Consider the following 25,763-nt stretch of genomic DNA (forward strand, 5'->3'; position numbering starts at 1 on the left):
AACGCACCCATGCCGACCATCGATCGCATCCAAGGTTACGCCGACGAGCTCACCGCCATCCGCCGCGACTTGCACGCCCATCCCGAGATCGGCTTCGAGGAGACGCGCACCTCCGGCATCGTCGCCGAGAAGCTCGCGCAATGGGGCATCGAGGTGCATCGCGGTCTCGGCGGCACCGGGGTGATCGGCGTGCTCAAGGGCAAGGGTGACAGCGGCAGGAAGATCGGCCTGCGCGCCGACATGGATGCGCTGCCGATGGAGGAGAACACCAACCTGCCGTGGCGCTCGACCATCCCCGGCCGTTTCCACGGCTGCGGCCATGACGGCCACACCACGATGCTGCTCGGCACGGCGCGCTATCTCGCCGAGACCCGCAACTTCGACGGCACCGTGCACTTCATCTTCCAGCCGGCGGAGGAAGGACTCGGCGGCGCACGCGCGATGATCAAGGACGGCCTGTTCCAGAAGTTTCCCTGCGACGAACTCTACGGCCTGCACAACGCGCCGGACCTGGAGCACGGCGAGATCGCGATCCTGCCCGGTCCCGCAATGGCCGGCGCCGACTTCTTCGACATCCGGATCTCCGGCTACGGCGCCCACGGCGCGATGCCCGAGCGCTCCAAGGACGCGGTGGTGATTGCCACCAGCGTGGCCCAGGCGATCCAGACCATCGTCAGCCGCAACGTCGAGCCGCTGCAGGCCGCCGTGGTCTCGATCACCCAGATCCATGCCGGCTCGGCCTACAACGTCATTCCCGGCGATGCCTGGCTGTGCGGCACCGTGCGCGCGTTCTCGGACCCCGTGCGTGCGCTGGTGCGCGAGCGCATGCGCGCGATCTGCGCCGGCATGGCGGCGGCGTTCAATTGCGAGATCGATGTCGACATCCGCGACACGTTCAGCGTGCTGGTGAACCAGGAGGAGCAGTCCAAGGTCGTCGAGCAGGTCGCGCGAACCGTGGTCGAGCCGTCCAAGGTGCTGACCCGCTCGACGCCGAAGATGGGCAGCGAGGATTTCGCCGACATGCTGCAGACGATTCCGGGCGCCTATTTCTGGGTCGGCCATGACGGCTCGGTGCCGGTGCACAATCCCGGCTACGTGCTCGACGACAAGATCCTGCCGATCGGCGCCAGCATGTTCGCCCGCATCATCGAGACGCGCCTTAAGGCAGCCTAGCGCGACTGACATACGTCAATGAGCGGGCGGCAGATCGAGATGAACTTCGGCGTGGGAGCACCAGCATGCACAAGCCCGTCTCGGACGACATCACCTCGCTTCACGATCTCTCCGCCGTCGACCTGATCGCCGGCTACCGCGCGCGCCAGTTCTCGCCGTCCGAGGTGATGGACGAGGTGCTGGCGCACGTGGCGGCGTGGGAGCCTGATATCAAGGCGCTGTACCTGCTCGACACCGACGCCGCGCGAGCGGCGGCGAAAGCCTCGACCGAGCGCTGGGCCAATGACGAGCCGGCCGGCGTGCTCGACGGCGTACCGGCGACGGTGAAGGACAATCTCGCCACCAAGGGCCAGCCGATGCCGCTCGGCGCAGCCAGCGTCACGCGCACGCCGCTCGCCGCCGACGCGCCGCCGGTGGCGCGGCTGCGCGAGGCCGGCGCGATCATCTTCGCCAAGACCACGATGCCAGACTACGGCATGCTGTCGTCGGGACTGTCGAGCTTCCATCCGCTGACGCGCAATCCATGGGATCTCCGCATGAACCCCGGCGGTTCGAGCGCCGGTGCGGGTGCCGCCGCCGCCGCGGGCTACGGTCCGCTGCATGTCGGCACCGACATCGGCGGTTCGATTCGGCTGCCGGCGTCGTGGTGCGGCCTCGTCGGCCTCAAGCCGAGCTTCGGCCGCGTGCCGATCGATCCGCCCTATGTCGGCCGCGTTGCCGGCCCGATGACACGCATCGTCGACGATGCCGCGCTGATGATGAGCGTGCTGTCCAAGCCGGACAGGCGCGATGGCACCAGCCTGCCGCCCTCGGACCTGCACTGGAAGATCGCGGAGAAGCCGGTGCGCAAGCTGCGCATCGGCCTGATGCTCGATCTCGGCGGCGTCGGCCAGCCGCTCGAGGAGCCGGTGCGCGCGACGACGCTGGCGGCCGCCAGAGCGTTCGAGGACGCCGGCGCCGTAATCAGCGAGGTCAAGGGCTTCCTGACGCGCGAGATGCTCGACGGTCTCGACAATTTCTGGCGTGCGCGGCTGTGGGACGATCTGGCGCGGCTGGCGCCCGAGGTGCGCGCCAAGACCCTGCCCTACATCCTGCAATGGGCCGAGCGCGGCGCCGCGCTCTCCGGCGTCGAAGTCGTCAGAGGCTTCAACGTCACGATGGCGCTACGCGCCGCCGCAGCAAGACTGTTCTGCGACTACGACTACATCATCTCGCCGGTCTCGCCCGGCGTGAAATTCCCCGCCGAGTTCGCCTCGCCGGTCAACGACCCGCAGGCGCCGTTCGAGCACATCACCTACACCGTACCGTGGAACATGTCGGAGAACCCGGCGATCTCCGTCAATGCCGGCTACGACTCCGACGGCTTCCCGATCGGCCTGCAGATCGTCGGCCGCCGCTTCGACGATGTCGGCGTGCTCGGGATGGCCAAGACGTTCGAGGGATTACGCGGCGAGCAGCGGCCATGGCCAAAGGCTCCGGCTTCACAACCATCCGCCCATTAGACGACGAGCTATCCCCACGCGTGAGCGCGGATTATCACTGCGACGTCGCCCATTGAAACAAGATGACGCTGCGTTATCAGCGAGTCTTGGGTGCAGGAATGGGCGAGTTGCCTTACGCCTTTCCATGCTGCGGAATGATTTATCGGGTCTTTGCCGCCGCGCAACGCTGAACTATTGTGGTCACGTCGCGGGTCTTAGTTTGCGTCGTCATTCCGGGGCGTGCGAAGCACGCACTCGGAATCCATACTCACGATCGTGGTTATGGATTCCGGGCTCACGCCATTCGGGCGTGCCCCGGAATGACGGCGGGATTTTTGGCTCGCCTAACTAATAACAACAGCTAACCAGGAAACCCCATGGCCTACCAGACCATTCTCTATGACGTCGTCGACAAGATCCTCACCATCACGCTCAACCGCCCGGAGAAGCTCAACGCCTTCACCGGCACCATGATGGAGGAACTGATCGACGCCTTCGACCGCGCCGACAAGGACGACGGCGTCAGGGCGATCATCGTCACCGGGTCGGGCCGCGCGTTCTGCGCCGGTGCAGACCTTTCGTCTGGTGCCGACACCTTCGACCGCGATGCCAAGCGCGGTCCGGTGAAGCGCCATGCCGACGGTCGCGTCGACTATTCCGATCCGCAGGTGCGCGACGGCGGCGGCCAGGTGACGTTGCGGATCTTCAAGTCGCTGAAGCCGGTGATTGCCGCGGTGAACGGTCCCGCCGTCGGCATCGGCGTCACCATGCAGCTTGCGATGGACATCCGCATTGCCTCGGACGCTGCACGGTTCGGCTTCGTGTTCTCCCAGCGCGGCATCGTGCCGGAGGCGGCGTCGAGCTGGTTCCTGCCACGCATCGTCGGCATCTCGCAGGCGCTGGAATGGTGCTACACCGGCCGCGTGTTTCCGGCGCAGGAGGCGCTCGCCGGCCGCCTCGTCAGCAAGGTCGTGCCGCCGGATGATCTGCTGCCGACCGCCCGAGCGCTTGCGCGCGAGATCGCGGAGAAGACCGCGCCGGTGTCGATCGCGCTGATCCGCCAGATGATGTGGCGCATGATGGGCGCCGACGATCCGATGGAGGCGCACAAGGTCGACAGCCGCGGCATCTACGCGCGCGGCCGCTCCGACGACGTCAAGGAAGGCGTGGTGTCCTTCCTGGAGAAGCGCCCGGCGCAGTTCAAGAACACGGTGACGGCTGATATGCCGGATTATTTTCCGTGGTGGGACGAGCGGGAGTACAAGTAGTCGTCCGTCATTGCGAGGAGCAAACGGGTCCGCGCAAAGCGCGGCCCGATGACAGGCTCCACGACGAAACAATCCAGAGTCCCGTCTTAGCCCTGGATTGCTTCGCTTCGCTCGCGATGACGGCGAGCGGTGCCAACCCCACCCTCGGTGTCGTCCCGGACAAGCGCGCGGCACGGCGCGCGCCGATCCGGGACCCATAACCACAGGGCGCTGTTTGGCGAAGAACTACGTTCAGGGTGCCACAAGAGAGATCACGCGGTATGGGTCCCGGCTCAAGGCCGGGACGACACCGGTGGTTTGGCGCCGCTGTGTGCCTCAGTCCATCACCAGCGCGACCCGACCGATCGCCTTGCGATCGATCAACAGCCGCATCGCCGCGGCGTAGTCCGCGAACGGCACGCGATGGGAGACGTTCGGCCGCAGCTTGCCCTGCTCAGCGAACTCCAGCAGCGCCGCCATGCGGCGCTGGCCCAGCTCGGGATCCTTCCGCACCGCCTCGCCGGCACGGACGCCGAGCACGCTGGCGCCCTTCATCAGGATCAGATTGGTGCGTGCGAGCCCGATGCCGCCGGTGAAGCCGATCACCAGCAGCCGCGCGCCCCAGGCGATGCAGCGCAAGCTGTTCTCGAACACCTCGCCGCCGACGGGATCGAACACGACGTCGACGCCGCGGCCATCGGTGATGCGCTTGACGGCATCACGGAACGGCTCGCGCGCATAGAGCACCAGATGATCGGCGCCACGCGCGCGTGCCACCGCGAGTTTCTCCTCCGACGACGCCGCCGCGATCACGGTCGCGCCCAGGAGCTTGCCGATCTCGACGGCGGCAAGGCCGACGCCACCGCCGGCGCCATGCACCAGCAGCGTCTCGCCGGGCCTGAGCTGGCCGCGATCGACCAGCGCGTGATGAGCGGTGCCGTGGCCGGCCAGATAGGTCGCGCCTTCAGCATAGTCGAAGGTCGACGGCAGCGGCGTGAGCTGGCTCCCGGCCACCACCGCCTCCTCGGCGTAAGCGCCGAAGCGCATCCGGACGATGACCTTGTCGCCGACGGCATGGCCGGTCGCGGCCGCGCCGACCGCGATGACGTCGCCGGCCGCCTCCACGCCGGGCGTGAACGGCAGCTCCGGCTTGAGCTGATACTCGCCCGCCGCCATCAGGATGTCCGGGAAATTGATGCCGGCCGCGCGGATCTTAACCCGCACCTCGCCCTCGGCCAGCGGGCGTGGCGGAAGGTCTTCGAGCTTCAGCTTCTCCGGCGGCCCGAGCTCGCGGCAGACGATCGCCCGCGCCATCAGCTGGCGCGCCCCTTCGCCCTCGCCAGCGCCTCGCGGATCAGCGGCATCCGGTCGTTGCCGAAATACATGTCGGTGGCATTGACGAAGATGGTCGGCGAGCCGAAGCCGCCGCGCTTGACGACCTCCTCGGTGTTGATGCGCAGCTGGTCCTTGATGCCCTGCTGCGCGATCCCATCGAAGAACGCCTTCGGATCGATGCCGACGCGCCGGCACACCTCGGTCAGCACCGCATCCTGCGAGATGTCCTGGTCCTCGCCCCAATAGATCTCGAACACGGCCCGCGCGAACGGCACCATGTCCTGGCCGAGCCAGATGCAGCCGCGCATCGCCTTGACGCTGTTCACAGGGAACACCGATGGCGGCATCTTGATCTTGAGCCCGGCCGAGCGGGACCAATCGCCGAGGTCCTTCAGCATGTAGGCCGCCTTGGCCGGCACCGGCTTCTCGCGCTGCGCATAGACGCTGGGATTGACGGTGTTGAAGATGCCGCCGACCAGGATCGGCCGCCAGACGATGTCGACGTCGAATTCCTGCGCGAGCGGCTGGATGTTGTGGAAGGCGAGACAGGTCCAGGGGCTGGAGCAGTCGAAGAAGAATTCGATCATGGATGATTTCCGTTCTGGCTGTTTTTCCTCATCCTGAGGAGCGCGCACTGCGCGCATCTCGAAGGATGAGGCCCGCGTCGTGGCCTCATGGTTCGAGACGCGCCTGCGGCGCTCCTCACCATGAGGGTTTCTTATGAACCTCGTTCGATCATCTCTTTCGCCCGCGCGCCGAACATCACATGACGCGACTGCTCGTCGAACGGCTCCTTGACGAACTTGCCGATCGCCAGCCCCGCCTGCAGCTTCGGCCGCGCGCGCAACACCGCGTACCAGCGCTTGATGCCGGGATAGTCGTCGAGCGTAAACCCCTGGGCCTTGTGCGTCATCATCCACGGAAAGCAGGCGATGTCGGCGATCGAGTAGTCGTCGCCGGCGACATAGGCGCCGGTCTTGCCGAGCTGCACGTCGAGCACATGGAACAGCCTGATGACCTCATCACGATAGCGCTGGATCGCATAAGGGATATTCTCGGCCGCATACAGCGCGAAATGGCCGTGCTGCCCCATCATCGGCCCCAGCCCGGCCATCTGCCACATCACCCATTGGATCACACGCGAGCGCGCCCGCATCTCCTGCGGCAGGAAACGGCCGGTCTTGTCGGCGAGGTAGATCAGGATCGCGCCGGTCTCGAACACCGGGAACGGCGCGCCGCCATCGGCCGGCGCGTGATCGACGATCGCCGGAATCCGGTTGTTCGGGCTGATCGCCAGGAACTCCGGCTTGAACTGCTCGCCGGCGCGGATGTCGACGGGAATGATGGTATAGGGCAGCCCGAGTTCCTCGAGCATGATCGAGATCTTCCAGCCGTTCGGCGTCGGCGCGTAATGGAGATCGATCATCCTTCCCCGATTCCTTCCCCGGACCATTATGCCGCGCTGCGGAACACGCGAGGCGGCTTCGTTCTTCTGTACCTGAAGGGTAAGCCATGGCAGACAGGCGCTCAAGCCTGACCGCCTTTATGCTGGAGAGTTCGACCATGCTGTTTCCATCGACCATTGCAGGCTCGCTGCCGAAGCCGGAATGGCTGGCCGAGCCCAACGTGCTGTGGGCTCCGTGGAAGTCGAAGGGCGAGGAGCTGGCGCGTGCCAAGCGCGATGCGACGATCCTGGCGCTGAAGCTGCAGGAGGATTCCGGCATCGACATTCTCACCGAGGGCGAGCAGTCGCGCCAGCATTTCGTGCACGGATTCCTGGAACGTGTCGAAGGCATCGACTTCGCCCACAAGGTCGAGATGGGCATCCGCAAGGACCGCTACAAGGCGATGGTGCCGCAGGTCGTAGCACCCTTGTCGCTGAAGGGCCGCGTCCATGGCGACGAGGCGCGGATCGCGCGCACGCATACGACGCGCGCCGTGAAGTTCACCTTGCCCGGACCGATGACGATCATCGACACCATCGCCGACAACTACTATGGCGACCGCGTCAAGATGGCGTTCGCCTTCGCCGAGCTGTTGAACCAGGAGGCCAAGGCGCTACACGACGACGGCATCGACATGATCCAGTTCGACGAGCCCGCCTTCAACGTCTACATGGACGAGGTACGCGACTGGGGCATCAAGGCGCTGGAGCGCGCCGCCGAAGGCCTGACCTGCCCGACCGCCGTGCACATCTGCTACGGCTACGGCATCAAGGCCAACACCGACTGGAAGGAGACGCTGGGCGGCGAGTGGCGGCAGTATGAGGAGACGTTCCCGGTCATCGACGCCAGCACGATCCAGCAGGTCGCGGTCGAGTGCCGCAATTCGAAGGTGCCGATCGAGCTGCTCGGCCTGCTCAAGAACAAGATCGTGCAGGCCGGCGTCATCGACGTCGCCAGCGACGCGATCGAGACCGCCGAGGACGTCTGCAAGACCCTCGAGGACGTCATGAAGGTGGTGCCGAAGCAGAACATCATCGCCACCACCAATTGCGGCATGGCGCCGATGCGGCGCGAGATCGCCGAGGCCAAGCTGATGGCGCTCGGCACCGGCGCAAAGCTGGCGCGGCAAAGGTTTGCCTGACTCAGAGGTCAGGTCAGACACGAGGCAAGGGCGTCGACGGCTCGCCGCCCCCCGAGGCATCGCGCTCGGGGCCCTGGCTCAATCGCGATCGCGCCGGGAGGCGATACGCACACGGTCCTGGAATCAAAGTAAGAGCGCATCCGAGGTGAGCACGGTCTCACCACGCGCGATTCGCCGCAACAGCACGGCCGCGCCTGTGCCGCCCCTGCACGACCGCCGCGATGGCCACGTCAGCCTTTCATATGCACTGCTCTGTGTTTTGCGGCAGATCGCAGCGATCATCGATCACGGTCGCCGGATGGAAAAAATCTATCCTTGGTAGCAAAATACCAGATGCACAACATTCCCGACGCTGTGTGTCTTTGCTGCGCTTGACAGTATGTGTCCTAACATTTCATTTCTTGGCCACAAGTGTGGCGTGAATTTTTTGCTGCTTAATCCAGTTCGTATCTGACCTCCGCCTTCATTATTGGGGAATGCAATGGCTTGCCTTGCGAGAACGATGTTTGCTGCGCCGAAGTCGCGGCGCTGGCTGACCGTCTCGGTTCTTCTTGCGGGCACCATGTTGAGCACCCAGGCCCTGGCGATCGACGTCGCCAACCAGGCCGACTGGAATACGGCGGTGGCAGCGGTCGCGGCCGCCGGCGCCAACTCGACCGTCACCATCAACATCACCAGCGGCTTCACGCTGTCGAGCTCGCTTGCGCAACTGCAGGCCGCCAACAGCAACGTCACGGTGAACATCACCGGCAACGGCCAGACGATCAACGGCGCCTCCTCGTTTCAGGGCATCGTCGTCAACGGTGCCAACGCGCCGACCGTGAACATCTCCAGCCTGGCGATCACCAACACGGCCGCGATCGGCGGCAACGGCCAGAACGGCCAGAACGGCTATTATAGCGGCGGCCTGGCCTATGGCTCCGGCGGCGGCGGCGGCGGCGGTCTCGGCGCCGGCGGCGGCCTGCTGGTCGGCAGCGGCGCCAACGTCACGATCGCCGCGGTAACCTTCACCAGCAACAGCGCCACCGGCGGCAGTGGCGGCAACGGCGGCAGCGCACAGAACGCGGCAGCCGACCCGGTGAACGGCGGCAATGGCGGCGCGGGCGGCGCCGCCAACAACGGCGGCGCCAGCGGCGGCGGCGGTGCGGGCGGCACCGGCGGACATACCGGCACGCAAGGCACGGCCGGCACCGCGGGCGCCGCGCTCGGCGACGGCGGCGGTGGCGGCGGCGGCTCCGGCACCACCAACAGCAACACCTACACCAACAACAATCCCGGCGGCAGCGGCAACGCCAATGGCGGCAACGGCGGCACCGGCGGCGACGGTGCGACCAATGCCAGCGGCTCGGGCGGCCCCGGGCCCGGCTCCGACGGCGGCGCCGGCGGCAATGGCGGCGCCGCCAATGGCGGCGCCATCTATGTCGCCACCGGCGGCACGCTGACGATTCTCGACTCGCCGATTTCGGGCAACACCGTCACCGGTGGCGCCGCCGGTACCCCCGGCATCGGCATCGGGCCAAGCGCCATCAACGGGTTTTCGGCAGCGGCCGGCGCAGCGCAGGGCGCCGGCATCTTCCTGAGCGGCGTGACGGCCAATATCAGCGTGTCCGGTGGCACCGTGACCTACGGCGACTCCATCGGCGGTACCGGACTGACGACCGGCGGCGTCAACACGGCGATCAACAAGACCGGCATCGGCACGTTGGTGCTGTCGGCGACCAATACGTTCACCGGCAACGTCAACATCAGCGCCGGCACGCTCTCGGTCGGCGCCACCGCCAATCTCGGCAACGTCGCCAACGACGTGATCATTTCCAACGGCGGCACATTGGCGGTCACCGGCACGACGACGTTCGCCAACGGCCGCGACTTCAAGATTGCCGGGCTGTCGACGATCGACATAGCCAGCGCGACCACGACCACGTTGCAAGGCATCGTCGGCGACGGCGCCTCCGCCGGCACCCTGGCGAAGGCGGGCGGCGGCATCCTGCTGCTCTCGGGCACCAACACCTACACCGGCGCGACCAACGTCGACGCAGGTACGCTGCGCGCGGGTTCGGCCGGCGCGTTCGGTGCCAGCACGGTCTTCAGCGTGCTGTCCGGCGCCACGCTGGATCTCAACGGCTTCAACAAGACGTTCGGCACGCTGAGCGGAGATGGCACCGTCACCGGCGCCAACGCGACGATCTCAGGTTCGTTCGCGCCGGGCAACGGCACCCCGGCGTCCTCCATGGCTGTCGTCGGCAACCTCGCGTTCCAGTCGGGCGCGCAATACCTGGTGCAGGTGAATCCGACCACGGCGTCGTTCGCCACCGTCACCGGCACTGCGACGCTCGGGGGCGCCGCCGTCACCGCGACCTTCGCAAACGGCAGCTACATCTCCAAGCAATACACCATTCTCACCGCGACCGGCGGCGTCAGCGGCACGTTCAGCGGCATTACCAACACCAACCTCCCAGCCGGGTTCACCTCGACGTTGAGCTATGGCAGCAACGATGTCTTCCTCAACCTCTCGATGGGCACGTCGTCGGCGAGCATCAACCAGCAGAACGTCAGCAACGCGCTCAGCAACTACTTCAACACGAACGGCAGCATTCCCGTCGTCTTCACCGGCTTGACGCCAGCGGGGCTGACGCAGATCTCGGGCGAGACCGCGACCGGCTCGCAGCAGACGACGTTCAATGCGATGACGCAGTTCATGGGCGTCATGACCGATCCGTTCGTCGGCGGCCGCGGCGACCAGGGCTCTGCGCCCAGCGGCGCGATCGGCTACGCGGAGGAGACGCTCGCTTTTGCGTCCAAGCGCAATCCGAACGACGCGCTGGCCGCGATCTACACCAAGGCGCCGGCCGCGCCCGTGGCCAGGCCGGGCTGGAGCGTGTGGGCAGCCGGCTTCGGCGGCTCGCAGACCACCGATGGCAACACCGCGCTCGGGTCCAACAATACCACCAGCAACATCTACGGCACGGCCGTCGGCGCCGACTACCGCTTCTCGCCGTCCACGATCGCCGGGTTCTCGATGGCCGGCGGCGGCACCACGTTCAGCGTCGCCAATGGCGGCAGCGGCCGGTCCGACCTGTTCCAGGCCGGCGCCTTCGTCAGGCACAATATCGGCGCAGGCTATATCTCGGGAGCACTGGCGTATGGCTGGCAGAACATCACCACCAACCGCACCGTGACGGTGGCCGGCGTCGACCAGCTCCGGGCGAATTTCGACGCCAACACCTTTGCCGGCCGGGTCGAGGGCGGCTATCGCTTCGTGGCGCCCTGGATGGGGTTCGGGATCACGCCTTACGCCGCGGCGCAATTCACGACGTTCAGCCTGCCGGGCTATGCGGAGAATGCTGTCTCCGGCGCCAACACGTTCGCGCTGCGCTTTGGATCGCAGAACGTCACCGATACGCGGTCGGAGCTGGGCCTGCGCACCGACAAGGCCTATGCGTTGGCCGATGGCGTGTTCACGCTGCGAAGCCGCTTCGCCTGGGCCTATGACTTCAACCCCAGCCGGTCGGCCGGGGCCACGTTCCAGACCCTTCCGGGCGCATCCTTCGTCGTCAACGGCGCGCGGCAGGCGCAGAATTCAGCGCTGACCACGGTCTCCGCTGAAATGAAGTGGCGGAATGGCTGGTCGGCCGCCGCGAGCTTCGAGGGCGAGTTCTCGGATGTGACCCGCAGCTACGGCGGCAAGGGCATCGTGCGCTACACGTGGTGACGCGCGGAGCTGCGCGCGGCACATCCGTACGGCGCCTCGATCACCCGACGGTCAGGTCATCGCGCTCGGATGCAGCACCGGCGCGTAGCCCGCCTTGATCGCGCGCAGCGTCGAGGGCGGGGTCAGCAGCAACGCGTCGGTGATCCCTGCGCGTGGCGCGTCATAGCCCGCCGCCGACCAGGGCAGCGCCCTGCCTTCTCGGATCAGAAAGCTCTCCTCGCCTGCCTGCACCATGGCCCCGTCAGGCAAGGCGGCGAGCGGCGTCGATAGCGGATGCAGGCGCTTGCGACCGCGATCGAGGCGCTCGCGATGGAGCACGCGATCAATCTCGGAGATGCGCAGAGCCCCGACGCCGTTGCCCTCCTCCCACGCCGCACGAAACCTCTTGGCGTCGTCGCGGCGGCAGTAGAAGCAGGGGCGATGACCGGCGGCGAGCGCGGTCGCCTCGTCGAGGAAGAACAGTTCGGTCCAGCTCTGCGTTGCCATGACCTTGCGACGCTTGCCGCGAAACTCGCACAGGCAGACCAGCCAGGCGGGACTCGACCAGCGCCGGTTCAGCAGCGTCTTCGTCGCGGGATCATGGATGATGCCGCGATTGCCGGTGAACAGGCCGCGATGCGGCGTGGCGACGATGTCGCCGGTCGGGGTAACACGGTTCTGCAGCGGCATGGCGAGCCTTCGGCTGGCGAATAGCGAATGGGGCGTAGGGAATAGCGAACGGCCCGCCCACCCGAATCCCTATTCGCTACTCCCTACTCGCCATTCGCTCTGTCATGCCGCCCCGTCACGCAGCGGCGGTGCGAACGACAGCGCGGTGTCCCAGGGGAAGAATATCCAGGTGTCCTGCGACACCTCGGTGATAAAGGTGTCGACCAGCGGTCGGCCCTTCGGCTTGGCATAGACGGTGGCGAAATGGGCGTCGGGGAGGATCTCGCGGACCATGCGCCCGGTCTTGCCGGTGTCGACGAGATCGTCGACGATCAGGAGCCCCTTGCCGGTGCCGCCGCCGAGTTGCGCCGTGTCAGCCGAGATGCCCTTCAGGACCTGCAGCTCGCCCTGCTTGGTGTGGTCATAGCTCGCGATGCAGATCGTATCGATGACACGCACGCCAAGCTCGCGCGCCACGATCGCCGCCGGCACCAGTCCGCCGCGGGTGATGGCCACCACGGCATGGAACGGCCCGATCTCGTTCAGCCGCCAGGTCAGCGCCCGGCAATCCCTGTGAAACTGGTCCCAGGACACCGGGAAGGCCCGGCCCGCGCGCTCCTCTGCACTCAAAGTCTTGTCTGGCATCTCATCTCGTCCGTGAGTTCTCGAAAGCTGCACCTGCTTTAGCGCGTCACGTTGAGCCCGGCGAGCATCTCCTTCACGGCCGCCATCGCGGCCGACAGCTTGTCCTGGTCGCGCGAGCGCACCACCAGATGCGTGTTCGGCTTCTGGTCCTCGTCGATGAAGGGATAGCTGCCGATGATGGTGTCCGGATGCGCCTTGGCGATCTCGCGCAGGGGGCCGCCGATGTCGCCCTCGCGGGCATTGGCGCGCACGGTCTCCGACAGCATGCGCACGCCCGATTTCAGCTTCGGCGCGACGATGTCCATCATCGCCTGCATGATCGACGGCACGCCGGCCATGACGATGACGTTGCCGAGCTTGAAGCCGGGCGCCAGGATGGTGGCGCTCTGGATCAGCTCGGCGCCGTCGGGGATGCGCGCCATGCGCAGCCGCGCCTCGTTGAGCTCCTGCTCGCTCCAGCGCTCGCGGAAGCGCGCCACGACCTCGGGATGGTGGTCGATGCCGACGCCGAACGCCTTCGCGATCGCATCCGCGGTGATGTCGTCATGGGTCGGTCCGATGCCCCCGGTGGTGAACACATAGGTGTAGCGATGCCGCAGCGCATCGAGCGCGGCGATGATGTCCGGCTCGTCGTCGGAGACCACCCGAACCTCCTTGAGGTCGATGCCCAGATTGGTGAGGTATTCGGCGATGAAGCCGATGTTCTTGTCCTTGGTCCGGCCGGACAGGATCTCGTCGCCGATGACCAGCAACCCCGCGGTGACGATCTCGCTCATGGTTTCTCCTCGCATCTCGCGTCTCTTTTGGCCCGCCACGGCGCCAATGTCATCCGGAACGTCGCAGTCTATGCCGCGGATTTGAGCACCACGCAGCCGGTTTTTCGGGCACGGCTTTCGCAACCCCCACGAAATGCCGCCGGAGAATGCATATCGCGCTGGCCCGCCCCTTGCTACCATCCCAAGGAGTCATGCAGTGTATGGCGAGGCTGGGACACACGGGCATCTATGGCAGTTGCGTTCGACGAAATGAACGAGCCGGGCGGCGACGTCCGTCAGGCTTATCAGGAGCTGTCGCGGTGGCTGAAGGAAACGCCGCCGGAGGCGCTGGAGTATCGCCGCCACGAGGCGGAGCTGCTGTTCCGGCGAATCGGCATCACCTTCGCGGTCTATGGCGAGGCGGAGGCGCAGGAGCGGCTGATCCCGTTCGACGTGATCCCGCGCATCCTCTCCGGCAAGGAATGGATCCTGCTGGAGAAGGGGCTGAAGCAGCGCGTCAAGGCGCTGAACATGTTCCTGCGCGACATCTATCACGGCCGCGACATCCTCCGCGCCAACGTGGTGCCGGATGACCTGATCTTCCAGAACCCGGTCTTCCGCCCGGAGATGAACGGCCAGGACGTGCCGCACGACGTCTATGTCCACATCGCCGGCATCGACATCGTCCGCGTCGACGCCAACGACTTCATCGTGCTCGAGGACAATGCGCGCACGCCGTCGGGCGTGTCCTACATGCTGGAAAACCGCGAGATCATGATGCGGCTGTTTCCGGACCTGTTCGCGCGCCACCGCGTCGCGCCGGTCGAGCGCTACCCGGACGAATTGCTGTCGTGCTTGCGCTCGGTGGCGCCGCTCAGCGCCTCGGCCGAGCCGACCGTCGCACTGATGACGCCCGGCATCTACAACTCCGCCTATTACGAGCACTCGTTCCTGGCCGACAAGCTCGGGATCGAGCTGGTCGAGGGCCGCGACCTCATCGTCAAGAACGACGAGGTGTTCATGCGCACCACCGAGGGGCTGAAGCGGGTCGATGTGATCTACCGCCGCGTCGACGACGACTTCCTCGATCCCCTCACCTTCCGACCGGATTCGGCGCTCGGCGTGCCCGGGCTGATGTCGGCCTATGTTGCCGGCAATGTCACGCTCGCCAACGCCGTCGGCACCGGCATCGCCGACGACAAGGCGATCTACTCCTACATGCCCGACGTCGTGAAGTTCTATCTCGGCGAGGAGCCGATCCTGAAGAACGTGCAGACCTGGCGCTGCCGCGAGCCAGCCGACCTGTCCTACGTGCTCGACCATCTCGGCGAGCTCGTCGTCAAGGAGGTGCACGGCTCCGGCGGCTACGGCATGCTGATCGGCCCGGCCGCCACCAAGGCGACCATCGAGGCGTTCCGCGACAAGCTGAAGCGCGAGCCGGAGGGTTTTATCGCCCAGCCGACACTCGCGCTGTCGACCTGCCCGACCTGCGTCGCGTCCGGCCTGGCGCCACGCCATGTCGATCTCAGGCCGTTCGTGCTGACGGGACGCGACCGCACCACCATCGTGCCCGGCGGCCTCACCCGCGTGGCGCTGAAGGAGGGATCGCTGGTGGTGAATTCCAGCCAGGGCGGCGGCACCAAGGACACATGGGTGCTGGATGAGTAAGCCTCGCCGCTCTCGCTTCACGCACTTCGTTCCCGTGCATGCCTTCCCCGTGGTTGGGGCGGGTTCACATCGCACCTCATAGATTGCCCATGCTGTCGCGCACCGCCGAAAACCTGTACTGGCTGGCCCGCTACGTCGAGCGCGCCGAGTACCTTGCTCGCACCATCGACGCCACCCTGCGCGTCACGGCGCTTCCCGCGGCCTATATCGGCAAGACCAATGAATGGGAATCGGCGCTGATGACCGCCGGCGTCAATGTCAGCTTCTACGAGCACTACTCCGAGGCCAACGAGCAGAACGTCGTCGAATATCTCTCGTTCAACCAGTCGAACCCGTCCTCGATCAAGAACTGCATCGAGGCCGCCCGTCTCAACGCCCGCTCGGTGCGAACCGCGTTGACGTCGGAGATGTGGGACACCCTCAACGGATCCTGGATCGAGCTGCAGGAAGTCTGGAGCAAGGGCGCCAAGACGCGCGAGGAGCTGGCGCGCTTCCTGCGCTTCGTGCAGGAGACCTCTCTGCGCTTCGACGGCTCGGCCTACCGGACCATGCTGCGCAACGACGCCTACTGGTTCTCGCGGCTCGGCCTGCATCTCGAGCGCGCCGACAACACCGCCCGCATCCTCGACGTCAAATATCACGTGCTGCTGCCCGAGGAGGAGCATGTCGGCGGCCCGCTGGACTACTATCAGTGGACCTCGATCCTGCGCTCGGTGTCGGCGCTCACGGCCTATCACTGGGTCTATCGCGAGACGCTGAAGCCCTGGCTGATCGCGGACCTCCTGATCCTCAACGACACGCTGCCGCGCTCGCTGGCGAGCTGCTACGGCAACCTCGTCCGCAATCTCGACCAGATCGGCGTCGCCTATGGCCGCCAGGGGGCGGCGCAGCGCCATGCCCGCGGCGTCCGCAACCGGCTCGACCACTCCAACATGGACGACATCTTCCAGCATGGCGTGCACGAGTTCATCCAGGAGTTCATCGCCGACAATTCGCGGCTCGGAGAGATCATCACCAAGCAGTACCTGATCTGAGCGCAGTGGAGACAGCGATCGCGGCCCGCTGGACTGTGTCTGCGAGACCACGTCCGGCACCCGGCGCCCTGCCCTCCGCCCGAGGGATCCTCCTCCCCCCTTTCAGGGAGAGGTGAAACGAGCTACCGCGGACAGCACATCTGACGAAGACTGGTCGACCGCCATGCGCCTGCGTATCTCCCATTCCACCACCTACCGCTACGAGCCGGCGGCGACCGGCGTCATCCAGATCATCCGCATGACGCCCGGCAGCAATGACGGCCAATATGTGGCGGAGTGGCAGATCGACGTGTCGACCGATTCCCGCCTCGACATGCATGAGGACGCATTCGGCAACGTCACCCATGTGATCACGCACGGCGCGCTCGAGGATCTCACAATCACGGCCGAGGGTCTGGTCGAGACCCACGACACCGGCGGCGTGCTGAAGGGAGCGGACGAGCGCTTCCCGCCCAGCTTCTTCCTCCGGCAGACGCCGCTTACGGCCGCCAATGCTGCCATGGCCGCAGTCGTGCGCGATCTGCGCGCGGAGTCCGAGAGCGACGTGCTCGGTCTTCTGCACACGCTGATGACGCAGGTCTACGAGCACATGACCTTCGACGAGGATCCGACCCACAGCGGCACCTCGGCGGCGGAAGCCTTCGGGCTGAAGCGCGGTGTCTGCCAGGACTATGCGCACATCTTCATTGCCTGCGCGCGCGCCGCCGGCATCCCCGCGCGTTTCGTGTCCGGCCACTTCCTGCGCTCCGATGGTGCGGTGCACCAGGAGGCCGGCCATGCCTGGGCGGAAGCCTATGTGCCGGATCTGGGCTGGGTCGGCTTCGACGCCGCCAACTGCATCTGCACCACCGACGCCCATGTCCGGGTCGCGATCGGGCTCGATTATCTCGGCGCGGCGCCGGTGCGCGGCACCCGCTATGGCGGCGGCACCGAGACGCTCACCGTCAAGGTGAAGGTCGAGCAGGTCGGCCGCGGCGGCCAGTCGCAATCGCAGTCGCAGCGCCAGTCCTGAATTCCGGAACGCGCGCCCGTAGCCCCGTAGCCCGCATGAGCGAAGCGACATGCGGGTTCTCCGAGAAAGCGCGTGAGATCCCGGATATCGCTCCCACCAGCGCCCTACGGGCGCCGGCTGCCGCTCATCCGGGCTACAGCACTGCGGGGTTGGAGGGACCGTCGATTTTCGCTAGTAATTCGCGCAATGGCTCGAGGGGACTGAGATGACCTATTGCTGCGGAATTCTGGTGCGTGACGGCCTCGTCATGATCGCGGACACCCGAACCAATGCCGGTCTCGACAACGTCTCGACCTTCCGCAAGCTGCACATCTTCTCCAATCCGGGCGAGCGCATCGTGGCGGTCGCCAGCGCCGGCAATCTCGCCATCAGCCAGTCCGTGCTGTCGACCTTGACCGAAGGAATGGAAGACCCCGACACCGGCGAGGTGGAGACGCTGATGAACGCGCCGACCATGTTCCAGGCGGCGCAGCGGATCGGCAAGGCGATCCGCATGGTGCACGCCACCGAAGGGCCGGCGCTGAAGGCCGAGGACATCTCGTTCGACGTCTCGTTCCTGTTCGGCGGCCAGATCAAGGGCTCGCGGATGCGGCTGTTCATGGTCTACACCGCCGGCAACTTCATCGAATGCACCACCGACACGCCCTATCTGCAGATCGGCGAGCACAAATACGGCAAGCCGGTGCTCGACCGCGCCATGCACTACGACGTCGAGCTCTACGAGGCGCTGAAGACGGGCCTGATCTCGATGGACTCGACGATGCGCTCGAATCTCGGCGTCGGCCTGCCGATCGACGTCCTGGTGGTGCGCGCGGAGGCCTGCGAGGCCGACCTCAATCATCGCATCGAGGCCGGCGAGCCCTATTTCCACGATCTCCGCTCGCGCTGGTCGGCGGCCCTGCGCGCGGCGCATAACAACATCCCGCGGCCGCCCTATAAGACTCAGAGCGAGTCAAAACACTGAAACTGCAAAACGCTTGAATTGAAGGTGAGGAAACATGGCTGAAGCGGCAAAGAAGATCGCGCTGGTGACGGGCGCAGGCACAGGGGTCGGCCGCGCCGCATCGCTGGCGTTGATGAACTCCGGCTTCACCGTGGTGCTGGCAGGGCGCCGCAAGGAGATGCTGGAGGAAACCGCCAAGCTCGGTCCGTCCGGCATGAGCCTCGCCGTGCCGGCTGACATGACGGACCCCGCCTCGATCGCGGCGCTGTTCGATACCGTGAAGTCGACCTACGGCCGGCTCGACGTGCTGTTCAACAATGCCGGCATGGGCGCGCCGCCGGTGCCGCTCGAAGACCTGACGCTGCAGCAATGGCAGCAGGTGGTCGCCACCAATCTCACCGCGCCGTTCCTGTGCACGCAGCACGCGTTCCGCATCATGAAGGGCCAGTCGCCGCGCGGCGGCCGCATCATCAACAACGGCTCGATCTCGGCGCATGCGCCACGTCCGTTCTCGTCGCCCTACACCTCGACCAAGCATGCGATCACGGGCCTGACCAAGGCCTCGAATCTCGACGGCCGCGCCTATGACATCGCGGTCGGCCAGGTCGACATCGGCAATGCCGAGACGCCGATGACCGAGCGCATGGTCGGCGGCGTGCTGCAGCCCGACGGCCGCATGATGCCGGAGCCGCGGATGGACGTGAAGGCCGTCGGCGACGCCGTCGCCTACATGGCCGGCCTGCCGCTCGACGCCAACGTCCTGTTCATCACGGTGATGGCGACGAAGATGCCGTTCGTCGGACGCGGCTGATCGCCGTTTCCGATCACGGCCCCCGCTCTCTCCTCACGTCATTCCGGGGCGCGCGAAGCGCGAGCCCGGAATCCATAGCCACGAGCGGTTATTTGGTGCGAGATGGATGTGGCGCTCTTCTCCGCCACACGACGTGTCGCGATTATGGATTCCGGGCTCATCGCTGCGCGATGCCCCGGAATGACGGAGAAACCGTCGTCACAACCCGTTCTCTCCCCCGACGCGAGCCGATGCTGGCCCGCTACTCCAACCGCTCGACCTTCCTCAGCTCGGGAAACAGCTTCATCCACGCCAGCGCGATCGCGATCGTGCCGAGGCCGCCAAGGATGGCGGCCGGCATGGCGCCGAACAGCGCGGCGGTGACGCCGCTCTCGAACTGGCCGAGCTGGTTGGAGGCGTTGATGAACAGGAAGTTCACCGCGCCGACGCGGCCGCGCATCTCGTTGGGCGTGGCGAGCTGGACGAGGGAGAAACGGATCACGACGCTGATCGTGTCGGCGGCGCCGAGAATGGCGAGCGCTGCGACCGAAATCCACATCACCTGCGAAACGGCGAACACGACCGTCGCCGCACCGAACACGATGACCGCCTGGAACATGCGCAGGCCGACGCGCCGCCGAATGGTGTAGCGCGCCAGCACCGCCGTCATCGCCAGCGCGCCGACCGCGGGCGCGGCGCGCAGCACGCCGAGCCCGAACGGCCCGGTGTCGAGGATATCGCGCGCATAGATCGGCAGCAGCGCAGTGACGCCGCCGAGCAGCACGGCGAACAGATCGAGCGAGATGGTGCCGAGGATCGCCGGATTGGCGCGGATGAAGCGGACGCCGGCGAACAGATCGTCCTTGCTGCCCTCGAGCCGCTCGGCCGGCACGTCATCAGGCACCTGCATCAGGCCGGTCAGGGCCATGCCTCCGATCCAGAACAGCATCATGATGCCGTAGGGCACACCGGGCGCGACGGCATAGGCGAAGCCGCCGATCGCAGGCCCCGCGATGGTCGCGAGCTGCGCGGCACCGCTCGACAGCGCGCTCGCCCGCTGTAACGTGCCGGCCGGCGCGATCAGCGGCAGCAGCGCCGCGGTCGCGGGGCTCTCGAACGCGCCGGCAATGCCGAGCACGAAGACCGCCGCGAACAGCTGGAATTCGCCGAGCTGGCCGGTAGTGGCGCCCCAGCACAGATAGAGCGCGGTCAGCGCCTCGACGAGCTGACAGAGCTGCACGACGCGCTTGCGCTGGAATCGGTCAGCGGCGCTGCCGGCGACGAACACCAGCAGGGCCGTTGGCAGGAACTGGATCAGCCCGACCATGCCGAGATCGAAGGCGCGCCCGGTCAGATCGTAGATCTGCCAGCCGATCGCCACCGCCGCGATCTGGCTCGCAAAGCGCGACAGGCTGCGGGACGACAGGAAGAACAGGAACGCGCTCTGCTTCAGGAGATCGCGCGCGCCGATCGGGACGGTGGACGACATGATGCGCCTGCGTGACGCAGCCCTCATGGCTTGTCAATCGCGGGCCCCGCATGGCCGCGCGGCATTGCACGCGGCAGTTCCCTGCGCTCATAATGAAACGGGGTTCGGGGGATCTGATGCTTCAGCTGCAATCGGGGTTCGGGATCGTCGCGCTGCTGGCGATCGCATGGGCGCTCGGCGAAAACCGGCGCGCGGTGTCGTTGAAACAGGCCGGGCTCGGGCTGGTGGTGACACTCGTGACGGCTATCGTCCTGCTCAAGGTCCCCGCCGTCGCCCGCGCGTTCGGCGCCATCAACGATGTCGTGGGCGCCATCTCGTCGGCCTCCCGGGCCGGCACCTCGTTCGTCTTCGGCTATGTCGGCGGCGGCGCCCTGCCCTTCGAGCTGAAGGCGCCCGGTGCCGATTTCGTGCTCGCCTTCCAGGCGCTGCCGATCGTGCTGGTCATGAGCGTGCTCACGACGCTCTTGTTCTACTGGCGAGTTCTGCCGCCCTTGGTGCGCGGCATGGCCTGGCTGCTGGAGCGCACCCTCGGCGTCGGCGGCGCGGTCGGCCTGTCGACGGCCGCGAATGTCTTCCTGGGCATGGTGGAAGCGCCGCTGTTCATCCGGCCATATCTCGCGCAGATGACACGCAGCGAATTGTTTCTCGTCATGACCGGCGGCATGGCCGGCATCGCCGGCACCGTGCTGGTGCTCTACGCCACGCTGCTGGCGCCGCTGATCCCGGATGCCGCCGCGCATTTCGTCATCGCCTCGGTGCTCGGCGCGCCGGCGTCGATCCTGATCAGCCTGATCATGGTGCCGGAGACCTCGAAGCAGCTCACCGGCGGCGCGCTCGCAGATCCCGGGACCGAGGCCACATCGACCATGGACGCGATCGTCAAGGGCACCAGCGCCGGGCTCGAGCTCTTGATGAACATCGTGGCGCTGCTGCTGGTGCTCGTCGCGCTGGTGCATCTCGCCAACGCGATCCTGTCGCTGCTGCCCGCCATCGGCGGCGCCGACATCTCGCTGCAGCGGCTGCTCGGCCTCGTGATGGCGCCGGTGTGCTGGCTGATGGGCCTGCCATGGCCGCAGGCCGTCACCGCCGGCAGCCTGATGGGCACCAAGACGGTGCTGAACGAGCTGATCGCCTATGTCGAGCTGGCGAAGCTCGATGCAGGCGCGCTCGATCCGCGCGCGCGGCTGATCATGCTCTATGCGATGTGCGGCTTCGCCAACTTCGCCAGCCTCGGCATCATGATCGGCGGCCTCGGCACCATGGCGCCGACGCGGCGCGACGAGATCAACGCGCTCGGCCTCAAGTCAATCGTCTCGGGCACCCTCACCACCTGCCTGATGGGTGCGATCGTCGGCCTGCTGACGTGAGCTGAGCTCCGTCGCCTGCGGGAGAAGCAGCGGCGCGATCCGAGCCATCACATGGCGCGAGCCCGCCGCGGTGAGATGCGCGTGGTCGAAGGACAGCGGGACGTCGCCGACCGTGAGTGGACAGCGGCCGTCCTCGCAGACCGCCGACAGGATCGAGACGTAGGAAAAGCCCTCGCCACTCGGCAGCGCAGCCTGCATGGCCGCATCCAGCGCGAAGATGTCCGAGCGGACGAAAGCCACGGGATCCGGAGTCGCGCCGCGCAAGGTGGCGCGCGCCAGCATCGACGGCAGTCGCGCGCGAAATTGCACGGAGGGACCGAGCAGAACCACCGGAATGCCGGCCTCCTGCAGCCGTTGCAGCGTCTGCTTGAGGTCGCGCACCATGCCGGCGAACCGCGGTGGGCGCGCGTTCTCCAGCCAGTCCGCCGACATCACCACGAGGTCGGGCCGCGCTTGCCCGAAATAGTCGCGCATCTGGCTCGCCAGGGCGCGGCAGGCCGCGACGCCCTGCGTCTCCGCGCTGAAGGTCGGCATGCAGGTGGGCTGGCTCGCCTGCATGATGTTGACGGTGTCCTGATCGAGCTGGGCCCTGAGGCCGTGATAGTAGTGGGCCGCAAAACTGTCGCCCCACAGCAGCACATTGGTCTTGCCGGCCACCGCCTGCAGACAATCCTCGGCGACCCGGCCGTCCGGTGTCGTGAAGCAGGTGCCGTAGCGATAGACCGGCTTCATGTCGTAGGCATTGTAGGCGTCCAGCCGCTGCGCCGCGCGGTCGTTGTCAGACACCGCGCCGGCGCGCAGCAGGCCGACGCCGCTGCCGGCCAGCAGCAGCAGGCTCGCCAGCGCCGCAAGACCGAACGCGGCGCGCGGAGTCGCCGCGAGCCGGCGGTTGCGGAACGGCTGCTCGATGAAGCGCCAGGACAGCGTGGCGACCGCGACCGTGAGGACGAACAGGGCCGCCCGCTCCCAGCCGTCGAGCGCGAGACCGGGCTTGGCGAAGCGCGCGAAGGCGAACAGCGGCCAGTGCCAGAGATACAGCGAATAGGAGATGCGGCCGAAGAACGCCGCCACGCCGAGCGGCGACAGCGGGCTGCGCGGCACATTGGCCACGCCGGCGCCGCTCCACAGGAACAGCGCCGCGCCGAGGCATGGCGCCAGCGCGTCGACGCCGGGGAAGCCCGGTCCGGGGCGCAGCGCCAGGATCGGCACCGCCATCAGCAGCAGCGACAGCGCGCGGGCGCCGCGCTGAACGAGACCCGGCCGCGGCGCGGGAAGGCCGGATATCGCGACCAGGCTGCCGAGCAGGAATTCCCAGGCGCGCGGCGGGCTGAGGAAGAACGCGCTCGCGGACGCGCCGCCGCGCATCAGCATCAGGCCGAGCGCGAACGAGCCTGTGGCAAGCAGCGCGAGAGTGACCGGCAGCGCGAGCCTGTGGCCGCGCGCCAGCCGCAGCACGGCCCAGACCACCACGGGCAGCACCAGATAGAACTGCTCTTCGACCGCCAGCGACCAGGTATGCAGCAGCGGCTTCTCGACCGCCGCGTGGTCAAAATAGCCGGACTGCAGCCAGAAGAAGATGTTCGAGGTGAAGGTGACGACGGCGGCCGCGGAACGGAGGAACTCGGCGCGCTCGGAGCCCAGCATGTCCTGCGACGCCGGGAGCGCCGCGAACGCCACCATGGCGTAGAGCGCCGGCAGCAGCCGCCGCACCCTCCGCTCGTAGAATTGCGCGAACGAGAAGCGGCCCTGCGCCATCTCTGCCGCGATGATGCCGGTGATCAGGTATCCTGAGATGACGAAGAAGATGTCGACGCCGACGAAGCCGCCGAAGATCGCCGGCGCCTCGAAATGGAATGCGACGACGGAGAGCACCGCGATGGCGCGCAGCCAGTCGATGTCCTCGCGATGGCCTGCACCTGAAGCCGAGCCGGCGCCCGCGTTGGCGATGCGAGGCTGCATCGATGCACGCGTGCGAGGCGCGCACGCAATGGTCGGAGCGAACTGGACGACGAAGCGCGGCAACGGGACGGGTACGCCTTTACGCAAGCCCGCGACGAACACGTCTGACGGATTCGTCGCCGGCCCATCCGTCCCAATGACGCGAGACCGGATGTCAACACACACGCGCGATGGGACCGCCGTCCACCGCGTCGCGGATGTTTCCATCCATTTCTGTCGGCTTTACGTCGACAGTTCGACGGTTTTGAAGTCGGCCGGCAGGATCACCTCGAGCAGCTCGACGTCGTCGGAATAGTCGAGGATCATGTGGCGGATCTTCGGCGGCTGGGTCCAGCAGCTGCCCTCCTTCATCAGCGTCTCGCCGACGCCTTCGAGGTAGCTCTTCACCCAGCCCTTGAGCACATAGACCATCTGGAAGTCGACCGCATGGGTGTGCAGCTTGGAGACCTCCTGCGGATTGCACGGTGGCAGCATGCGGATGACATGCGCGCGCGCCAGGCCGTGCGTCGCGTCGGCGATGCCGAGGTCGCGATAATGCGCATAGGCGCGCAGGCCGTCGGCCCTGAAATCCTCCTCGCGGTGATGGCTGATCGCGACCTTCTGCTTGCGCCGGCGCGGCGCCGGTGCTGGCCGCCCCTTGCTCACGAGCGCCTTGCGCGCGGACGGTGCAGCCGCCCTGCCCGGCTTGGCGGCCGTCTTGGCGACAGTCTTCGCCGTCGGCCTTGTCTTTGCGACCTTACGCGGCGCAGCCTTCGCGGCGGTGCGTGATGATGATGTGGTGCTGCGGCTCTTCTTGGCCATGGCGCTCTCCCTGCGAGTCCTCGGGTCAGAGGCTATCACAATTGGGGGGACTCGGCAGAGCTCCAACAAAGGTCGTCATTCCGGGGCGTGCGCAGCACGAGCCCGGAATGACACCGATGGCGGGGTTGTCAGCTCAATGCAGCACGAACACGCCGTCGACGGCGCGCAGCTCGGCGGGCTTGATCAGCTTGGAATGCGCCACGGTGACCGAGTACAGCGGGCCCTCGATCTTCTCCTCCCAGAACGCCAGGAAGTCCTGCAGCGCAGGGAATTTCGGAAACAGGTCGTAGTTCTGCCAGACATAGGTCTGCAGCAGCGAGCGATGGTCCGGCATCCGATACAGGATCTGCGCGGTCGTCAGCCCGTAACCCAGCACCTGTTTCCGAAAGTCCTCGGAAACCTCAACCCTCGACACCATGCCAACCTCCGTTTCTGGAGCGCATGTCCGTGTGGCCAACCGGGGATGGAGCCACCCGGCAACGATGCGCTCACCGCCTAGAAATGTGACGCATGTCCTCAACCCATCTCAAGCTTAAATGTTTAACGACATGTTGAAAAATGCTGCATTAGCAGCCACTTAGCCCAGGTGCTAATACGGGGTTTCGCGGTTCGTTCCGCCTCCGTTAACGCTGTCGGAACGCTTTGGCAGAGCCCGCGATCGACTGCTAATTTTTCTGCTACAAGGCCTTGCCCGGCATAAAACTCTCCCCTAAATCCAGCCCGCGTGCTGGCACTCGCCGGCGCCGACTGCCAAATCTCCAGAAACTGACAATCGCTTCAATACCTTAGGAGGACTGTATGGCTTTCCGTCCGCTTCACGACCGCGTCGTGGTCAAGCGCATCGACGCCGAAGAGAAGACCGCTGGCGGCATCATCATCCCCGACTCGGCCAAGGAAAAGCCCTCGCAGGGCGAAGTGATCGCGGTGGGCCCCGGCGCCCGCGACGAGAGCGGCAAGCTCGTCCCGCTCGACGTTCAGGTCGGTGACCGCGTGCTGTTCGGCAAGTGGTCGGGCACCGAGGTCAAGATCGACGGCCAGGAGCTGCTCATCATGAAGGAGAGCGACATCATGGGCGTTCTCACCGACACCGCGGCCAAGAAGAAGGCCGCCTAAGCGCC

22 protein-coding genes are annotated in these 25,763 nt (G+C 66.5%); 12 read left to right on the forward strand and 10 right to left on the reverse strand.

The features are described 5' to 3' along the window. Window positions 1-9 precede the first annotated feature (9 nt). From QW845_RS08180 to QW845_RS08190, 3 genes are all read left to right on the forward strand, one after another. On the forward strand, window positions 10-1,173 hold the full coding sequence (locus QW845_RS08180; RefSeq protein WP_315801091.1) for a M20 aminoacylase family protein: 1,164 nt from the start codon (window positions 10-12) through the stop codon (window positions 1,171-1,173). 65 nt (window positions 1,174-1,238) lie between these two features. Further along, the gene (locus QW845_RS08185) at window positions 1,239-2,675 is read left to right on the forward strand and encodes an amidase (protein WP_315801092.1); all 1,437 of its coding nucleotides are present in this window, start codon (window positions 1,239-1,241) and stop codon (window positions 2,673-2,675) included. 356 nt (window positions 2,676-3,031) lie between these two features. Further along, window positions 3,032-3,922 carry a crotonase/enoyl-CoA hydratase family protein gene (locus QW845_RS08190; protein WP_315801093.1) on the forward strand — a complete coding sequence of 297 codons (891 nt, stop codon included), beginning with the start codon at window positions 3,032-3,034 and terminating at the stop codon, window positions 3,920-3,922. A gap of 315 nt (window positions 3,923-4,237) precedes the next feature. Here the strand turns inward: QW845_RS08190 and QW845_RS08195 are convergent, their stop codons facing one another. The 3 genes from QW845_RS08195 to QW845_RS08205 form a co-directional block, all read right to left on the reverse strand. After that, window positions 4,238-5,215, reverse strand: a complete 978-nt coding sequence (locus QW845_RS08195) for an NADPH:quinone oxidoreductase family protein (protein ID WP_315801094.1) — start codon at window positions 5,213-5,215, stop codon at window positions 4,238-4,240. Then, on the reverse strand, window positions 5,215-5,823 hold the full coding sequence (locus QW845_RS08200) for a 2-hydroxychromene-2-carboxylate isomerase (RefSeq protein WP_315801095.1): 609 nt from the start codon (window positions 5,821-5,823) through the stop codon (window positions 5,215-5,217). The genes QW845_RS08195 and QW845_RS08200 overlap by 1 nt, the downstream gene beginning before the upstream one ends. Window positions 5,824-5,954: 131 nt before the next feature. After that, window positions 5,955-6,662 carry a glutathione binding-like protein gene (locus QW845_RS08205; RefSeq protein WP_315801096.1) on the reverse strand — a complete coding sequence of 236 codons (708 nt, stop codon included), beginning with the start codon at window positions 6,660-6,662 and terminating at the stop codon, window positions 5,955-5,957. A gap of 137 nt (window positions 6,663-6,799) precedes the next feature. On the opposite strand from QW845_RS08205, the gene QW845_RS08210 reads away from it, so the two are divergent. Continuing rightward, complete coding sequence (locus QW845_RS08210) at window positions 6,800-7,822, forward strand: methionine synthase (RefSeq protein WP_315801378.1); 1,023 nt, start codon at window positions 6,800-6,802, stop codon at window positions 7,820-7,822. Window positions 7,823-8,324: 502 nt separating this feature from the next. Further along, window positions 8,325-11,534 carry an autotransporter domain-containing protein gene (locus QW845_RS08215; RefSeq protein WP_315801097.1) on the forward strand — a complete coding sequence of 1,070 codons (3,210 nt, stop codon included), beginning with the start codon at window positions 8,325-8,327 and terminating at the stop codon, window positions 11,532-11,534. Window positions 11,535-11,585: 51 nt separating this feature from the next. Here the strand turns inward: QW845_RS08215 and QW845_RS08220 are convergent, their stop codons facing one another. From QW845_RS08220 to QW845_RS08230, 3 genes are all read right to left on the reverse strand, one after another. Beyond that, window positions 11,586-12,203, reverse strand: a complete 618-nt coding sequence (locus tag QW845_RS08220) for a hypothetical protein (RefSeq protein ID WP_315801098.1) — start codon at window positions 12,201-12,203, stop codon at window positions 11,586-11,588. A 102-nt stretch (window positions 12,204-12,305) separates the two neighbouring features. After that, window positions 12,306-12,827 (reverse strand): xanthine phosphoribosyltransferase, encoded by a 522-nt coding sequence (gene gpt / locus QW845_RS08225; protein ID WP_315714724.1) that lies wholly within the window; start codon window positions 12,825-12,827, stop codon window positions 12,306-12,308. A gap of 38 nt (window positions 12,828-12,865) precedes the next feature. Next, on the reverse strand, window positions 12,866-13,603 hold the full coding sequence (locus QW845_RS08230; RefSeq protein WP_315759531.1) for a competence/damage-inducible protein A: 738 nt from the start codon (window positions 13,601-13,603) through the stop codon (window positions 12,866-12,868). Between the two features lie 228 nt (window positions 13,604-13,831). Between QW845_RS08230 and QW845_RS08235 the strand changes: the two genes are divergently transcribed. From QW845_RS08235 to QW845_RS08255, 5 genes are all read left to right on the forward strand, one after another. Beyond that, window positions 13,832-15,250, forward strand: coding sequence for a circularly permuted type 2 ATP-grasp protein (locus QW845_RS08235; RefSeq protein WP_315801099.1), 1,419 nt, complete (start codon window positions 13,832-13,834; stop codon window positions 15,248-15,250). Window positions 15,251-15,339: 89 nt separating this feature from the next. Next, window positions 15,340-16,284 (forward strand): alpha-E domain-containing protein, encoded by a 945-nt coding sequence (locus tag QW845_RS08240; protein WP_315801100.1) that lies wholly within the window; start codon window positions 15,340-15,342, stop codon window positions 16,282-16,284. Between the two features lie 163 nt (window positions 16,285-16,447). Then, window positions 16,448-17,296, forward strand: a complete 849-nt coding sequence (locus QW845_RS08245; protein ID WP_315801101.1) for a transglutaminase family protein — start codon at window positions 16,448-16,450, stop codon at window positions 17,294-17,296. 205 nt (window positions 17,297-17,501) lie between these two features. Next, complete coding sequence (locus QW845_RS08250; RefSeq protein ID WP_315714729.1) at window positions 17,502-18,260, forward strand: peptidase; 759 nt, start codon at window positions 17,502-17,504, stop codon at window positions 18,258-18,260. 34 nt (window positions 18,261-18,294) lie between these two features. Beyond that, window positions 18,295-19,050: an SDR family oxidoreductase gene (locus QW845_RS08255; RefSeq protein WP_315801102.1), complete on the forward strand. Its 756-nt coding sequence runs from the start codon at window positions 18,295-18,297 to the stop codon at window positions 19,048-19,050. 241 nt (window positions 19,051-19,291) lie between these two features. On the opposite strand, the gene QW845_RS08260 is transcribed toward QW845_RS08255, so the two are convergent. After that, entirely contained in the window at window positions 19,292-20,518 is a 1,227-nt protein-coding gene (locus tag QW845_RS08260) for an MFS transporter (protein ID WP_315801103.1), read from the reverse strand. Between the two features lie 116 nt (window positions 20,519-20,634). Between QW845_RS08260 and QW845_RS08265 the strand changes: the two genes are divergently transcribed. Next, entirely contained in the window at window positions 20,635-21,885 is a 1,251-nt protein-coding gene (locus QW845_RS08265) for a NupC/NupG family nucleoside CNT transporter (RefSeq protein WP_315801104.1), read from the forward strand. Here QW845_RS08265 and QW845_RS08270 read toward each other — a convergent pair. The 3 genes from QW845_RS08270 to QW845_RS08280 form a co-directional block, all read right to left on the reverse strand. Next, on the reverse strand, window positions 21,823-23,844 hold the full coding sequence (locus tag QW845_RS08270; RefSeq protein WP_315801105.1) for an acyltransferase family protein: 2,022 nt from the start codon (window positions 23,842-23,844) through the stop codon (window positions 21,823-21,825). The genes QW845_RS08265 and QW845_RS08270 overlap by 63 nt on opposite strands. 222 nt (window positions 23,845-24,066) lie before the next feature. Beyond that, window positions 24,067-24,645 carry a cupin domain-containing protein gene (locus QW845_RS08275; RefSeq protein ID WP_315801106.1) on the reverse strand — a complete coding sequence of 193 codons (579 nt, stop codon included), beginning with the start codon at window positions 24,643-24,645 and terminating at the stop codon, window positions 24,067-24,069. Between the two features lie 133 nt (window positions 24,646-24,778). Continuing rightward, on the reverse strand, window positions 24,779-25,063 hold the full coding sequence (locus tag QW845_RS08280; protein WP_315801107.1) for an usg protein: 285 nt from the start codon (window positions 25,061-25,063) through the stop codon (window positions 24,779-24,781). 380 nt (window positions 25,064-25,443) lie between these two features. On the opposite strand from QW845_RS08280, the gene groES reads away from it, so the two are divergent. After that, window positions 25,444-25,758, forward strand: a complete 315-nt coding sequence (gene groES / locus QW845_RS08285; RefSeq protein WP_315801108.1) for a co-chaperone GroES — start codon at window positions 25,444-25,446, stop codon at window positions 25,756-25,758. The last annotated feature ends 5 nt before the right edge of the window (window positions 25,759-25,763 follow it).

This window comes from Bradyrhizobium sp. SZCCHNS3002, assembly GCF_032377435.1.
Classification (GTDB): Bacteria; Pseudomonadota; Alphaproteobacteria; order Rhizobiales; family Xanthobacteraceae; genus Bradyrhizobium.